This is a genomic window from Jonesia quinghaiensis DSM 15701 (assembly GCF_000423205.1).
Taxonomy (GTDB): domain Bacteria; phylum Actinomycetota; class Actinomycetes; order Actinomycetales; family Cellulomonadaceae; genus Jonesia; species Jonesia quinghaiensis.
This window is the reverse complement of record NZ_AUHN01000009.1, coordinates 90,810-106,293: the sequence shown is the minus strand read 5'-3', so window position 1 is coordinate 106,293 and position 15,484 is coordinate 90,810. Positions and strand designations below refer to the sequence as shown.

10 protein-coding genes are annotated in these 15,484 nt (G+C 55.2%); all 10 read left to right on the top strand.

What is annotated here, in order from left to right:
• Positions 1-169: 169 nt before the first annotated feature.
• The 10 genes from rplJ (at position 170) to rplC (ending at position 15,484) form a co-directional block, all read left to right on the top strand.
• On the top strand, positions 170-697 hold the full coding sequence (gene rplJ / locus G538_RS0108270; protein ID WP_029068960.1) for a 50S ribosomal protein L10: 528 nt from the start codon (positions 170-172) through the stop codon (positions 695-697).
• Between the two features lie 73 nt (positions 698-770).
• Positions 771-1,157, top strand: a complete 387-nt coding sequence (gene rplL, locus G538_RS0108265) for a 50S ribosomal protein L7/L12 (RefSeq protein ID WP_029068959.1) — start codon at positions 771-773, stop codon at positions 1,155-1,157.
• A gap of 455 nt (positions 1,158-1,612) precedes the next feature.
• Positions 1,613-5,125 carry a DNA-directed RNA polymerase subunit beta gene (gene rpoB, locus G538_RS0108260; protein WP_029068958.1) on the top strand — a complete coding sequence of 1,171 codons (3,513 nt, stop codon included), beginning with the start codon at positions 1,613-1,615 and terminating at the stop codon, positions 5,123-5,125.
• Between the two features lie 124 nt (positions 5,126-5,249).
• Positions 5,250-9,122 (top strand): DNA-directed RNA polymerase subunit beta', encoded by a 3,873-nt coding sequence (locus tag G538_RS0108255; RefSeq protein WP_029068957.1) that lies wholly within the window; start codon positions 5,250-5,252, stop codon positions 9,120-9,122.
• A 453-nt stretch (positions 9,123-9,575) separates the two neighbouring features.
• The gene (gene rpsL, locus G538_RS0108250) at positions 9,576-9,950 is read left to right on the top strand and encodes a 30S ribosomal protein S12 (RefSeq protein WP_029068956.1); all 375 of its coding nucleotides are present in this window, start codon (positions 9,576-9,578) and stop codon (positions 9,948-9,950) included.
• A gap of 1 nt (position 9,951) precedes the next feature.
• Positions 9,952-10,422: a 30S ribosomal protein S7 gene (gene rpsG, locus G538_RS0108245; RefSeq protein WP_029068955.1), complete on the top strand. Its 471-nt coding sequence runs from the start codon at positions 9,952-9,954 to the stop codon at positions 10,420-10,422.
• A gap of 89 nt (positions 10,423-10,511) precedes the next feature.
• A complete protein-coding gene (gene fusA / locus G538_RS0108240; protein WP_029068954.1) occupies positions 10,512-12,611 on the top strand; it encodes an elongation factor G in 2,100 nt (699 codons plus the stop codon).
• Between the two features lie 130 nt (positions 12,612-12,741).
• Positions 12,742-13,932, top strand: a complete 1,191-nt coding sequence (tuf, locus tag G538_RS0108235) for an elongation factor Tu (RefSeq protein ID WP_029068953.1) — start codon at positions 12,742-12,744, stop codon at positions 13,930-13,932.
• A gap of 564 nt (positions 13,933-14,496) precedes the next feature.
• Positions 14,497-14,805, top strand: a complete 309-nt coding sequence (gene rpsJ, locus G538_RS0108230; protein WP_012867945.1) for a 30S ribosomal protein S10 — start codon at positions 14,497-14,499, stop codon at positions 14,803-14,805.
• 19 nt (positions 14,806-14,824) lie between these two features.
• The gene (rplC, locus tag G538_RS0108225) at positions 14,825-15,484 is read left to right on the top strand and encodes a 50S ribosomal protein L3 (protein WP_029068952.1); all 660 of its coding nucleotides are present in this window, start codon (positions 14,825-14,827) and stop codon (positions 15,482-15,484) included.

The following is a 15,484-nucleotide window of genomic DNA, read 5'->3' as shown; positions in this document are numbered from 1 at the left end:
GCCTGACGTTAGACCGAAGTCCTTTACCGGGGCCCGCGCAGGTAACGATCTTCTCCTACAGTCTGTAGGTTGTAGCCTCGTGCCTGTGCGCGAGGCTTTTTTATTGCCCTGATGGGATGGGAGCTGGATCCACCAGCAAGGCAAGCGGCATCGAATCGGAAGGATTGCCATGGCGAGGCCGGACAAGGCAGCCGCAGTAGGCGAGGTAGCGGAACTCTTCCGTAACTCAAACGCTGCAGTGTTGACCGAGTACCGCGGACTCACCGTCTCGCAGCTCCAAGAGCTGCGTCGGTCGCTCCGCGGCAACGCATCCTACGCCGTGGTGAAGAACACGCTCGCTGGCATTGCGGCCAAAGAAGCTGGTGTCGAGGGACTCGACGCTGACCTCAATGGTCCATCAGCCATCGCATTCGTTACTGGTGACCCAGTAATGGCTGCAAAGGGCCTGCGTGACTTCGCCAAGGCTAACCCTCAGCTCGTGATCAAAGCAGGTGTTCTTGACGGACGCCCACTCACGGCAGAGGAAATCACCAAGCTCGCAGACCTCGAGTCTCGCGAAGTACTGCTTGCCAAGACCGCTGGTGCCGTTAAGGCCGCCATCGCGAAGGCTGCTTACGTTTTCCAGGCGGCACCATCCAAGGCTGTCCGCACAATCGAGGCCCTGCGCGAGAAGCAGGCATCGACAGAGGCTGCCTGAGTTTCCGCTCAGTTCGCCCCTGTAAGACAGAACATTCTGCTTCACGCAGTAAAGATCGAAAGGATTGCCTATCATGGCTAAGCTCACCACTGAAGAGCTCATCGAAGCTTTCAAGGAACTCACCCTCATCGAGCTCTCTGAGTTCGTCAAGGTCTTCGAAGAGACCTTCGACGTCACCGCTGCTGCTCCAGCTGCTGTAGCTGTTGCTGCATCTGCTGGCGGCGAAGCTGCTGCTGCAGAAGAGAAGGACGAGTTCGAGGTTATCCTCGAAGCTGCTGGCGACAAGAAGATCCAGGTCATCAAGGAGATCCGCGCTCTCACCAGCCTGGGCCTCAAGGAAGCCAAGGACCTCGTTGACAGCGCTCCTAAGGCTGTCTTCGACGCTCCAGTTGACAAGGAAGCTGCAGAGAAGGCTAAGGCCGCTCTCGAAGGCGCTGGCGCAACCGTCACCCTTAAGTGATCAACGCCCCGCTCGCGGGGTATATGCATCGTTTCTCGATGCTCTGATCAGCTGGCAGGCGACCCGTATCCAGTTTGTGGATGCGGGTCGCTTCGTCGTCACTGATAAAACACAACTTCACTCCTTGAATGACGTGCCGCGCGTCTGTTCTGAGAGTAAGTTGCCACGTGACATGCCCGACATTTCTTGCGCCTATTTGGCGACCTCGGGTATGCTAACGGTTTGCGCTAACGTATGCCCGCCCTTGGGCTTTTTTCTCATGGGCGGCTACACAGAGAGTTCATTACTACCAGCATGATCCTGCTAAATAATGCGGGTGAACGCGATGGAGTGAACTCACTAGGCACTTAATACGGTGTCTTGAATTGTGGACTCCACAGGCTAACAGCACACGTCTGAGGGGTGACTTACGTTGGCGTAGTAGCGTGCACACGAACCGCAGGGAAGGACCCCTCTTGGCTGCCTCGCGCACCCCTTCTGCTCCGACCGCCGACGCAATTGCTCAACGCACTGTGTCACGACGTGTCTCATTTGCAAAGATCTACGAGCCTCTCGAGGTGCCAGACCTTCTAGGTCTGCAGGTCGACAGCTTTGACTGGCTCATTGGCCATGATCGCTGGCGAGCACGCGTCGAAGCTGCGAAATCAGCAGGTCGTAAAGACGTACCAGAAACTTCCGGTCTGGAAGAAGTTTTTCAAGAGATTTCACCGATTGAGGACTTCGGTCAAACGATGTCCCTCTCGTTCTCGAATTACCGATTCGAGCCACCAAAGCACACAGCTGACGAGTGCAAGGATAAGGACTTTACCTTCGCCGCACCACTCTTCGTAACTGCTGAGTTCTTCAACTACAACACTGGCGAAATTAAAAGCCAGACAGTCTTCATGGGTGACTTCCCCTTGATGACTGAGCGCGGCACCTTCATCATCAACGGCACAGAGCGTGTCGTTGTCTCTCAGTTGGTCCGCTCCCCAGGCGTGTACTTTGAGCGCACCCCGGACAAGACCAGCGACAAAGACATTTTGTCAGCGAAGATCATCCCGTCGCGCGGTGCGTGGCTGGAGTTTGAAATCGACAAGCGTGATGCTGTCGGCGTGCGTGTTGACCGTAAGCGTAAGCAATCGGTTACCGTGCTCCTCAAAGCACTGGGCATGTCGGAATCAGAGATCCGGGAATCCTTTGCTGAGTTCCCAGTAGTGCTTGATGCACTCGAAAAGGACTCCGTCCACACTGCTGATGAAGCACTTGTTGACTTGTACCGCAAGATCCGCCCAGGCGAGCCACCAACAGCTGAAGCTGGACGCAACCTCTTGGAGAACTTCTACTTCAAGTCAAAGCGTTATGACCTCGCCAAGGTTGGTCGCTACAAGGTCAACAAAAAAATCGGTGTAGACGCAGCCATCGATCAGTCAGTCCTCACCCTTGAGGACATTGTCTCGACGATTAAGTACCTTGCTGCGCTCCACGCAGACAAGACATCACTTACTGCTCAGCACGAGAGTGGCCCAGTTAACATCCGTGTTGAAACGGACGACATTGACCACTTCGGTAACCGCCGTATCCGTGCAGTTGGTGAACTGATCCAGAACCAGATCCGTACTGGTCTGTCACGTATGGAGCGTGTCGTTCGCGAGCGAATGACAACTCAAGACGTCGAAGCCATCGCGCCTCAGACACTGATCAACATTCGGCCTGTTGTTGCAGCAATTAAGGAATTCTTCGGAACATCCCAGTTGTCGCAGTTCATGGACCAGAACAACCCACTTGCAGGGTTGACTCACAAGCGTCGCTTGTCAGCCCTGGGCCCAGGTGGTCTTTCTCGTGACCGCGCAGGCATGGAAGTGCGTGACGTTCACCCATCCCACTACGGCCGTATGTGCCCCATCGAAACACCAGAAGGCCCGAACATTGGTCTGATTGGTTCGCTGGCATCATTTGGTCGCATCAACCCCTTCGGCTTCATCGAGACCCCATACCGCAGGGTTGAAGATGGTCGCGTGACCGAAGACCTCGTTTACCTGACTGCAGATGATGAAGACCGTTACGTTATCGCACAGGCAAACACCCCTCTGAACGAGGACGGTTCATTCGCTCAAGAGCGCGTGTTGGTCCGTACCAAGGGTGGCGAAACTGACGACGTCCTCGGCGTCGCAGTGGACTACATGGACGTGTCACCACGCCAGATGGTTTCGGTTGCTACGGCATTGATCCCATTCCTTGAGCACGACGACGCTAACCGTGCGCTCATGGGAGCCAACATGCAGCGTCAAGCTGTGCCGTTGGTTCGCTCAGAGGCTCCTTACGTGGGAACCGGTATGGAGTGGCGTGCGGCTGTTGACGCAGGTGACGTCATCGTTGCGACAAAACCTGGTGTCATCACCGAGGTCTCAGCTGACCTCATCGTTGTTGCCAACGATGACGGAACAACAAGTTCATACCGAGCATCGAAGTTCCGCCGTTCAAACCAGGGCACCTCGTACAACCAGCGTGTGATTGCCTTCACTGGTGAGCGCGTAGAGGTGGGATCTGTCCTTGCAGACGGTCCAGCCACTGATGGTGGAGAGCTCGCACTGGGGCGTAACTTGCTCGTGGCGTTTATGTCATGGGAAGGGCACAACTTCGAGGACGCGATCATTCTGTCGCAGCGCCTTGTCCAAGATGATGTCCTTTCTTCGATTCACATCGAAGAACACGAGATCGACGCACGCGACACCAAGCTTGGCCCAGAAGAGATCACGCGTGACATCCCGAATGTTTCGGAAGATGTCCTCGCAGATCTTGACGAGCGAGGAATTATCCGAATCGGTGCCGAGGTGTCTTCTGGTGACATTCTCGTTGGAAAGGTAACTCCTAAGGGAGAGACCGAACTTACCCCTGAAGAGCGCCTACTGCGTGCAATCTTTGGTGAGAAGGCACGCGAAGTGCGTGACACATCCCTGAAGGTTCCACACGGTGAATCGGGAACCGTCATCGCGATCCGTACCTTTAACCGTGAAGACGGCGATGAGTTGCCCGCTGGTGTCAACGAACTGGTCCGCGTCTACATCGCGCAGCGTCGTAAGATCACCGCTGGTGACAAGTTGGCTGGTCGTCACGGTAACAAGGGTGTCATCTCGACAATCCTGCCTGTTGAAGACATGCCGTTCCTCGAAGACGGAACCGCTGTTGACGTCATCCTGAACCCCATGGGTGTTCCAGGGCGTATGAACGTCGGACAGGTACTTGAGGTGCACCTCGGATGGATCGCTAACCAAGGATGGGACACCGCGCTGGCAACAGAAGGTGACTTGGCCTGGAAGGACAAGATTCCTTCTTACGCTCAAACATCTACTGCTGGTACTCCGGTTGCAACACCTGTGTTCGATGGTCTTGAAGAAGACGCACTGATCGGGCTTTTGCAGTCCACCATGCCTAACCGTGATGGTGAACGAATGGTCCGGCCAGACGGTAAAGCTCGTCTCTTTGACGGTCGCTCCGGTGAACCGTTCCCAGAGCCGATCTCCGTGGGTTACATGTACATCTTGAAACTCCACCACTTGGTGGATGACAAGATTCACGCACGGTCCACTGGTCCGTACTCCATGATCACCCAGCAGCCACTCGGTGGTAAGGCACAATTCGGTGGACAGCGATTTGGTGAGATGGAGGTGTGGGCTCTGGAAGCGTACGGTGCTGCATACACGCTTCAGGAACTGCTCACCATCAAGTCGGACGACGTCCCCGGGCGTGTCAAGGTCTATGAGGCGATCGTTAAGGGTGAGAACATCCCAGACTCCGGAATCCCCGAGTCGTTCAAGGTTCTCCTCAAAGAAATGCAGTCGCTATGCCTCAACGTTGAAGTTCTCTCATCAGATGGTGTTTCCATCGAGATGCGCGAGAACGACGACGAGGTATACCGTGCAGCCGAAGAGCTAGGCATCGACCTCTCTCGCCGGCCCAACGCTGCATCGAGCATCGACGAGATCTAAATCTCACCTCTATGGGTGGGCATCGTGGGGCGATGCCCACCCATACAAGCCACATTTCTGTAACACCTCCACCGTGCCTTCCAGAACAACCCATCTTGAAGGCAAACGAAGGAAGTAGGACACCTTGCTCGACGTCACTGAATTCGACGAGCTGCGTATCGGACTGGCAACTGCCGAGGACATCCGCACCTGGTCTTATGGCGAAGTTAAGAAGCCTGAGACCATCAACTACCGTACTCTCAAGCCTGAGAAGGACGGCCTCTTCTGCGAAAAAATCTTTGGTCCCACCCGTGACTGGGAGTGCTACTGCGGTAAGTACAAGCGAGTCCGGTTCAAGGGCATCATCTGTGAGCGTTGTGGCGTTGAGGTCACCCGCTCCAAAGTACGTCGTGAGCGAATGGGGCACATCGAGCTCGCCGCTCCTGTCACACACATCTGGTTCTTCAAGGGTGTGCCTTCACGTCTAGGGTACTTGCTGGACCTCGCACCAAAAGACCTCGAAAAGGTCATTTACTTTGCTGCGTACATGGTGACGTCCGTGGACGTCGAGGGACGCCAAGAGGACCTGCCAAACCTCCAAAACGAAATCGACGTTGAGCGCAAAGAGATCGAAGATCGCCGCGACAACGACATCAACACGCGCGCTGAAAAGCTCGAAGCAGACCTCGCACAGCTTGAAGCTGATGGTGCACGCGCCGATCAGCGTCGCAAGGTTCGCGATGCTGCTGAGCGCGAGATGGCGCAAATTCGCAAGCGTTCAGACATCGAATTGGAACGCCTGGATCTCGTCTGGGACAAGTTCAAGAGCCTCAAGGTCTCTGACCTCGAAGGCGACGAACTGATCTTCCGTGAACTTCAGGACCGTTACGGCACCTACTTCGAAGCGTCCATGGGTGCTGCGGCAATCCAGAAGCGCCTAGAGAGCTACGATCTCACCGCTGAAGCAGAAAACCTGCGCGAAATCATCCGCACAGGAAAGGGCCAGAAGAAGACCCGTGCGCTGAAGCGTCTCAAGGTCATCAACGCGTTCCTCACCACAACGAACAAGCCATCAGCAATGGTGCTTGACGTTGTTCCTGTGATCCCACCAGACCTTCGCCCCATGGTGCAGCTCGACGGTGGACGCTTTGCCACCTCTGACCTGAACGACCTTTACCGTCGTGTCATCAACCGTAACAACCGACTGAAGCGTCTGTTGGACCTCGGTGCACCAGAGATTATCGTGAACAACGAAAAGCGCATGCTTCAAGAAGCTGTGGACTCATTGTTCGATAACGGACGTCGTGGACGCCCAGTTACCGGTCCAGGTAACCGCCCACTGAAGTCCATCTCAGACATGCTCAAGGGTAAGCAAGGACGTTTCCGTCAGAACCTCTTGGGTAAGCGTGTTGACTACTCAGGACGTTCCGTCATCGTGGTTGGCCCAACCTTGAAACTCCACCAGTGTGGTCTGCCTAAGCAGATGGCTCTGGAACTCTTCAAGCCCTTCGTCATGAAGCGTCTTGTCGATTTGAACCACGCCCAAAACATCAAGTCTGCTAAGCGGATGGTTGAACGTGGACGCTCCGTGGTCTGGGATGTCCTCGAAGAGGTCATTACTGAGCACCCAGTGTTGCTGAACCGTGCACCAACCCTGCACCGTTTGGGTATCCAGGCGTTTGAACCCCAACTCGTTGAGGGTAAAGCGATTCACTTGCACCCACTCGTCTGTGCAGCGTTCAACGCTGACTTCGATGGTGACCAGATGGCTGTTCACTTGCCGCTGTCTTCTGAGGCGCAAGCCGAGGCGCGCATCTTGATGCTCTCCTCGAACAACATTCTGAAGCCATCAGACGGACGCCCCGTGACTATGCCTTCACAGGACATGATCATCGGTTTGTTCCACTTGACCTCAGAGCGCGAAGACCCCATCGGCGCAGGCCGTGCGTTCTCTCACGTCTCCGAAGCGATCATGGCTTTCGACGCTGGTTCATTGGACCTCAACGCCCCTATCAAGGTGCGCATGGATGGGTTCATTCCACCGAAGAAGGGCTGGACTGCTCCAGAAGACTGGCAGCTGGGTGAACCCATCGTGGTTGAAACCACTCTTGGACGTGCACTGTTCAACGAGCTGCTTCCCGTTGACTACCCATACGTCAACACGGTGGTCGACAAGAAGAAGCTGTCGCAGATTGTGAACGAGCTTGCTGAAACCTACCCCAAGGTTGAGGTTGCTGAATCACTGGACGCACTGAAGGAAGCCGGCTTCCGCTGGGCAACCCGTTCCGGTGTTTCCATTGCGATCTCCGATGTCGCTACCCCATCAGCGAAGGCTGAGATCCTTGCGGACCACGAGGCTAAGGCCTTGAAGATCCAGCAACAGTACGACAAGGGTCTGATCACCGATGATGAGCGCCGTCAGGAACTCATCGAGATCTGGACGCAGGCAACGGACAAGGTTGCTAAGGCGATGCAGGACAACTTCCCGGCTCGCAACACTGTGTTCCGTATGGTTGGTTCCGGTGCGCGTGGTAACTGGATGCAGGTTCGCCAGATCGCTGGTATGCGTGGGTTGGTGGCAAACCCTAAGGGTGACATCATTCCTCGCCCAATTAAGTCCAACTACCGTGAGGGCTTGTCGGTTCTGGAATACTTCATCGCGACCCACGGTGCCCGTAAGGGACTTGCTGACACCGCGTTGCGTACAGCAGACTCCGGGTACCTCACCCGTCGTCTGGTTGACGTTTCACAAGACGTCATCGTTCGTGAGCCAGACTGTGGCACAGAACGTGGTTTGTCGTTGCCAGTTGGTGAAGACATCGGTGACGGTACCTTGGTCCGCCACGAGAAGGTCGAGCAATCGATCTACACTCGTACGCTGGCTCAAGACGTTGAGGTTGATGGCGTTGTCATTGGCCACGCTGGAGACGATGTCGGTGACCTACTCATCGACCAGCTTGTTGCTTCCGGCGTGCACAACCTCAAGGTCCGTTCCGTTCTGACGTGTGAATCGCGTGTTGGAACGTGCGCGAAGTGCTACGGACGTTCACTTGCTACTGGCAAGCTCGTCGACATTGGTGAGGCTGTTGGTATTATTGCAGCGCAGTCCATCGGTGAGCCTGGTACCCAGCTGACGATGCGTACCTTCCACACCGGTGGTGTGGCATCCGCAGATGACATTACGCAGGGTCTTCCTCGTGTTACTGAGCTCTTCGAGGCGCGTACACCTAAGGGTGAAGCACCAATCGCTGAGTACACCGGGACTGTGCGTATTGAAGACGGTGACCGCAGCCGGCAGATCGTTCTTGTTCCTTCTGATGACTCCGAAGAGATTTCCTACCAAGTCTCCAAGCGTGCTCGTCTGTTGGTTCAGGATGGACAGCAGGTTGGTGTTGGTACTCAGCTGGTTCAGGGTGCCGTTGACCCCAAGAAGGTTCTGCGTATCCTCGGCCCACGTGCGACTCAAAAGCACTTGGTTGATGAGGTTCAAGAGGTTTACCGCTCACAGGGTGTGGACATCCACGACAAGCACATTGAAGTTATCGTGCGTCAGATGTTGCGTCGCGTGACGGTGCTCGATTCTGGAACCACGAACCTTCTGCCTGGTGAACTCGCTGAGCGTTCTCGCTTCGAAGATGCGAACCGTTCATCGTTGTCAACGGGTGGAACCCCAGCTTCTGGTCGCCCAGAGCTTATGGGTATCACTAAGGCATCGCTGGCAACTGATTCATGGCTATCAGCAGCGTCGTTCCAGGAGACCACTCGTGTGCTCACTGAAGCGGCAATGTCTGGACGACGTGATCCTCTGCTTGGTCTGAAGGAGAACGTCATTCTCGGTAAGCTCATCCCTGCTGGTACGGGTCTTCCTCGTTACCGCAATGTCAGTGTTGAGCCAACTGAGGAAGCGAAAGCTGAGTTGTACCCGAACTTTGGGTACGACGAAATCGACTTCTCCGGTTCAGGGTTTGGTGGAGACACCATTTCTCTCGATGACATCGAGTTCCCTGACTTCCGCTAGTCATTAGTAGCAATGGGGTGTGCCTAGTTGTCTTAGGTGCCCCCCATTGTTGTTTCTGCAGGACACCCCAGAGGTAGCGAGTAATTCTGTGCGCCAGAGCACTTTGACTGGTGAATGACTCGGCGGTATCCTAGAGAAATGTGCCTGCTGTCGCAGGTCGCCTCTTGAACGTCGACCATCGGTCGCACAGCACTCTTGTACCACCCGCGCAATGTCAGAAAACGCGTGTCTGGGGGAGATGTGCTCTCGCAAGAGATGACATGACGATATTTTTGTAGGTACCCCATGCGAAATTTCTGACAGATCTCGTTGGGCCATCGAGCCGGTGGAACGTGGCGTATCGCAGCCTGTGCTGTGGTGTGCCCGTGAGCGCCCGGTACGTTGGAAGGCCGATACAAACCATGTAGCCACAGCCGAGAGATCTCGGCTGGCTCGAAAAGACACGGAGTAATAGTGCCCACTATCCAGCAGCTCGTCCGTAAGGGGCGGACGTCGAAGGTTGGGAAGTCAAAGACTCCTGCCCTCAAAGGTTCCCCTCAACGGCGCGGTGTGTGCACCCGCGTCTACACAACCACACCGAAGAAGCCTAACTCGGCGCTCCGTAAGGTAGCTCGTGTAAAGCTCTCCAGCGGTGTCGAAGTTACCGCATACATCCCGGGCGTGGGACACAACCTCCAAGAGCACTCCATCGTGCTTGTTCGTGGTGGGCGTGTTAAGGACCTTCCCGGTGTACGTTACAAGATCATCCGCGGCGCGCTCGACACCCAAGGTGTGAAGAACCGCAAGCAGGCTCGCAGCCTTTACGGCGCGAAGAAGGAGAAGAGCTGACATGCCACGTAAGGGTCCAGCCCCCAAGCGTCCGCTAATCGCCGATCCTGTTTATGGTTCCCCGGTTGTGACGCAATTGATCAACAAGGTTCTCCTGGACGGCAAAAAGTCCGTTTCAGAGTCCATCGTGTACGGCGCCCTTGAAGGCGTTCGCGACAAGGCAGACTCAGACCCAGTAGTAATCCTTAAGCGCGCACTCGAGAACATCCGACCAGCACTCGAGGTTCGTTCTCGCCGTGTTGGTGGTGCGACCTACCAGGTGCCAGTGGAGGTTCGTCCTGCACGTGCAACCACCCTTGCGCTTCGCTGGCTGGTCGACTACTCACGCGCTCGTCGTGAGAAGACGATGACAGAGCGTCTCATGAACGAGATCCTCGACGCATCGAACGGCCTCGGGGCAGCTGTAAAGCGCCGCGAGGACATGCACAAGATGGCCGAATCGAACAAGGCCTTCGCGCACTACCGCTGGTAATCTCTATATGGTGGCGTCGCACTGCGGCGCCACCATGTACCAGTTGGTCGCAATACTTGGCCTGTTCCCCACCAGTAAGAGGTAACCCCGTGGCACTTGACGTGCTGACTGACCTGAACAAGGTCCGCAATATCGGCATCATGGCCCACATCGATGCCGGAAAGACCACCACAACAGAGCGCATCCTGTTCTACACGGGTGTGAACTACAAAATCGGTGAAACCCACGACGGCGCATCGACGATGGACTGGATGGAGCAGGAACAGGAGCGCGGAATCACCATTACTTCCGCTGCGACCACCTGCTACTGGAAGAACAACCAGATCAACATCATCGACACCCCTGGGCACGTTGACTTCACCGTTGAGGTTGAGCGCTCACTGCGTGTCCTCGATGGTGCCGTTGCCGTGTTCGACGGTAAAGAGGGTGTAGAGCCTCAGTCTGAAACCGTATGGCGTCAGGCTGACAAGTACAACGTTCCGCGTATTTGCTTCGTCAACAAGATGGACAAGCTCGGCGCAGACTTCTACTTCACCATCGACACCATTGTGAACCGACTCAAGGCCAAGCCACTTGTGGTGCAGTTGCCTATCGGTTCCGAAAATGACTTCATCGGTATGGTTGACCTTATCGAGCAGAAGGCATACGTCTGGCACGGTGAAACCAAGCTTGGTGAAGCCTATGACGTTGAAGAGATCCCAGCTGACCTCAAAGAAAAGGCTGAGGAGTACCGCAACCAACTCATTGAGGACGTTGCTGAGTCTGACGAAGAACTCATGGAGAAGTACCTCAACGGCGAAGAACTAACCGTCGCTGAGATCAAGGCTGGAATTCGTAAGCTCACCATTGCTGGTGAAGCGTTCCCAGTGCTTTGTGGTTCAGCGTTCAAGAACAAGGGTGTACAGCCCATGCTCGACGCTGTTATCGACTACTTGCCAACTCCTCTTGACGTTCCTTCAGTGCAAGGTACCGCTCTTGACGGCGAAACCGAGATCCTGCGTCACCCAGATGCTACTGAGCCTTTCTCGGCTCTGGCGTTCAAGGTTGCAACGCACCCCTTCTTCGGTAAATTGACTTACGTCCGGGTGTACTCCGGTAAAGTTTCTTCCGGTGCTCAGGTCGTTAACTCGACCAAGGGCAAGAAAGAGCGCATCGGAAAGCTCTTCCAGATGCACTCAAACAAGGAAAACCCTGTCGATGAGGCCGCAGCTGGTCACATCTACGCGTTTATTGGCCTCAAGGATGTCACTACTGGTGACACTCTGTGTGACCCACAGAACCAGGTCATCCTCGAGTCAATGACCTTCCCAGAGCCAGTGATCGACGTGGCCATCGAGCCTAAGACCAAGGCTGACCAGGAGAAGCTGTCAACTGCTATCCAGAAGCTTGCTGAAGAGGACCCAACGTTCCGCGTGAAGCTGGACGATGAGACTGGTCAGACAGTTATTGGTGGTATGGGTGAACTTCACCTAGACATCCTCGTTGACCGTATGCGTCGTGAGTTCAAGGTTGAGGCGAACGTTGGTAAGCCACAGGTTGCTTACCGCGAAACAATTCGTCGTACAGCTGAGAAGATCGACTACACTCACAAGAAGCAAACCGGTGGTTCTGGTCAGTTCGCAAAGGTGCTTGTCACCTTCGAGCCAATGGACACATCCGAGGGTGAACTTTACGAGTTCTCCAACGAGGTCACTGGTGGGCGTATTCCTCGCGAATACATCCCAAGCGTTGACGCTGGTATCCAGGCTGGTCTCCAGCAGGGTGTTCTTGCTGGGTTCCCACTCGTCGGTGTGAAGGCTCGTCTTATCGACGGTGCTTACCACGACGTTGACTCGTCAGAAATGGCGTTCAAGATTGCCGGCACAATGGTACTCCGAGAGGGTATCAAGCGTGCTGATCCGGTACTCCTCGAGCCAGTAATGGCTGTTGAGGTGCGCACCCCTGAGGAATACATGGGTGAAGTCATCGGTGACCTTAACTCACGCCGTGGAATGATTCAGTCCATGGAAGACGCTACTGGCGTCAAGGTCATCCGTGCACAAGTACCATTGTCCGAGATGTTCGGGTACATTGGTGACCTGCGGTCGAAGACTCAGGGTCGTGCTGTGTACTCGATGCAATTCGACAGCTACGCCGAGGTTCCTCGGGCAGTTGCCGAAGAAATCATCAAGAAGACCCGGGGCGAGTGAGTTCCCCACAGGTCGAACTGAGAAAACATCACATCAACCTGTAGCGACCGCCGCCCCGCAGATACGTGAACTCTATTTGAGTTAGTATTTGCACGTTCGGCAAAACTACCCAAGTCCCAGGAGGACCCCAGTGGCGAAGGCCATTTTCGAGCGGACCAAGCCGCACGTAAACATCGGTACCATCGGTCACGTTGACCACGGTAAGACCACGCTGACTGCTGCGATCTCAAAGGTGCTTCACGACAAGTTCCCTGACGTGAACCCAGAGTTTAAGTTTGACGAGATCGACAAGGCGCCTGAAGAAAAGCAGCGCGGTATCACGATCAACATCTCGCACATTGAGTACGAGACGGACAAGCGTCACTACGCACACGTTGACGCCCCTGGTCACGCCGACTACATCAAGAACATGATCACCGGTGCTGCTCAGATGGACGGGGCTATCCTCGTCGTCGCAGCAACCGACGGTCCAATGGCACAGACTCGCGAGCACGTTCTTCTTGCTCGTCAGGTTGGTGTTCCTTACCTCCTCGTTGCACTCAACAAGTGCGACATGGTCGATGACGAGGAAATCCTCGAACTCGTCGAGATGGAGGTGCGTGAACTCCTTTCCGCTCAGGGCTTCGACGGTGACAACGCTCCTGTCGTTCGCGTTTCAGGCTTCCAAGCACTTGAAGGCGACGCCAAGTGGATGGAATCTGTTGCAGAGCTCATGGAAGCTGTGGACAACAACGTCCCAGACCCAGTGCGCGACCTGGACAAGCCATTCTTGATGCCAATTGAGGACGTCTTCACGATCACAGGTCGTGGAACCGTTGTCACTGGTAAGGTCGACCGCGGTGTTCTCGATGTGAACTCCGAAGTTGAAATCGTTGGTATCCGCCCAGCGCAGAAGACCACCGTTACCGGTATCGAGACCTTCCACAAGTCCATGACACAGGCTCAGGCTGGTGACAACACCGGGCTGCTGCTTCGTGGAATCAAGCGTGAAGACGTAGAGCGTGGCCAGGTTGTTGTTAAGCCTGGTTCAATCACCCCACACACCAACTTCGAAGCTCAGGTCTACATCCTGAACAAGGACGAGGGTGGGCGTCACAACCCGTTCTACTCAAACTACCGTCCACAGTTCTACTTCCGTACCACGGACGTAACTGGTGTCATCACCCTTCCTGAGGGTACTGAGATGGTCATGCCTGGCGACAACACTGAAATGACTGTTGAGCTCATTCAGCCAATCGCTATGGAAGAGGGCCTCGGCTTCGCTATCCGTGAGGGTGGCCGCACCGTTGGTTCAGGCCGTGTCACCAAGGTGAACGAGTAATTCTCATCTGAGTGAATCTCTGATCCACAAAGTGGGCTGGTTGTCTTATGGCAACCAGCCCACTTTTTGTGTTCGGACATAAAGAATGGCTTAGTTGGTGTGACTGAATCCATCCACAGGCACTGCCGTGAAACGACACAAAGAGACGCTGGGGCGTTATACTAGTCAGAGTCTTCAGTACTACTTCGCAGTGGTCATGTGCAATGAACCCGTGTGACTTACAGCAAGTCTGTTGGAATTCCCCGGCCTTTATGGCAGTATTGAAGAGTTGCCTGTTACGGGCGCGATCATTCAAATATCGAACAGTGTGTTGAGCCGCAGGGCAGTTGCCTAGGATTAGTGTTGAGCTCTCTGTGCGATATTTTCAGATTGACGCTCCATGAACCCTGGTTCACACAGGCAAGCAGACGTTGTGAAGGTGACGACTGAACTTGCGTTCGGTTTCCCTTCTCACCTATGAGCGGCCCACACAATCGTGAGCATGAACGCAGATCGTCTAGGCGACACGCGCGAGTGCGGGGGTCGGACAGTAAGCGGTTCGAGAGAAGAGAGTCAGACGACGCCATGGCGGGACAGAAGATCCGCATCCGGCTCAAGTCCTACGACCACGAGGTGATCGACAGTTCGGCGCGCAAGATCGTCGACACGGTCACTCGCGCTGGTGCTACGGTCGTGGGCCCGGTGCCGTTGCCAACGGAAAAGAACGTTTTCTGCGTTATCCGTTCGCCTCACAAGTACAAAGACAGTCGCGAGCACTTTGAGATGCGCACACATAAGCGACTTATCGACATCATCGATCCCACACCAAAGGCAGTGGATTCGCTTATGCGTCTCGACCTTCCTGCGGATGTGAACATCGAGATCAAGCTCTGAGACTGGGGGAGAAGCATTCATGACTACCCAGCAGAATGATCGGCCGGTAAAGGCCGTTCTCGGAAAGAAACTTGGGATGACCCAAGTCTGGGATGAGGCCGGGCGCTTGGTTCCTGTAACGGTTGTTGCAGTTGAGCCAAACGTTGTGACCCAAATTCGCACCGTAGAAACTGACGGTTACGCAGCCCTTCAGGTTGCTACCGGACAGATCGACCCACGTAAGGTCACCAAGCCACTGAAGGGTCACTTCGAGAAGGCTGGGGTTACTCCTCGCCGTCACGTTACAGAGATCCGCACTTCAGATGCTGCTGACTACGCATTGGGTCAAGAAGTCACCGCTGGTGCCTTCGAAGCTGGCGCCAAGGTTGATGTCATCGGCACAACCAAGGGTAAAGGTTTCGCCGGTGTCATGAAGCGCCACGGCTTCTCCGGGGTTGGTGCATCACACGGTGCACACCGCAACCACCGTAAGCCTGGTTCAATCGGTGCCGCTGCTACACCGTCACGTGTATTCAAGGGCCTCCGTATGGCTGGTCGTATGGGTAACGAACGTATGACTGTGCAGAACCTAACCATCCACGCAGTTGACGCTGACAAGGGCTACGTCCTCCTCAAGGGTGCAGTTCCTGGCCCTAAGGGTGGCGTCGTGCTCGTACGCAACGCAGTGAAGGGAGCGTGA

Excerpts from the sequence above, each read along its gene's own strand:
- rplJ (WP_029068960.1), top strand. The coding sequence starts at position 170 with ATGGCGAGGCCGGACAAGGCAGCCGCAGTAGGCGAGGTAGCGGAACTC.
- rpsJ (WP_012867945.1), top strand. The coding sequence starts at position 14,497 with ATGGCGGGACAGAAGATCCGCATCCGGCTCAAGTCCTACGACCACGAG.
- rplC (WP_029068952.1), top strand. The coding sequence starts at position 14,825 with ATGACTACCCAGCAGAATGATCGGCCGGTAAAGGCCGTTCTCGGAAAG.
- rpsG (WP_029068955.1), top strand. The coding sequence starts at position 9,952 with ATGCCACGTAAGGGTCCAGCCCCCAAGCGTCCGCTAATCGCCGATCCT.
- rplL (WP_029068959.1), top strand. The coding sequence starts at position 771 with ATGGCTAAGCTCACCACTGAAGAGCTCATCGAAGCTTTCAAGGAACTC.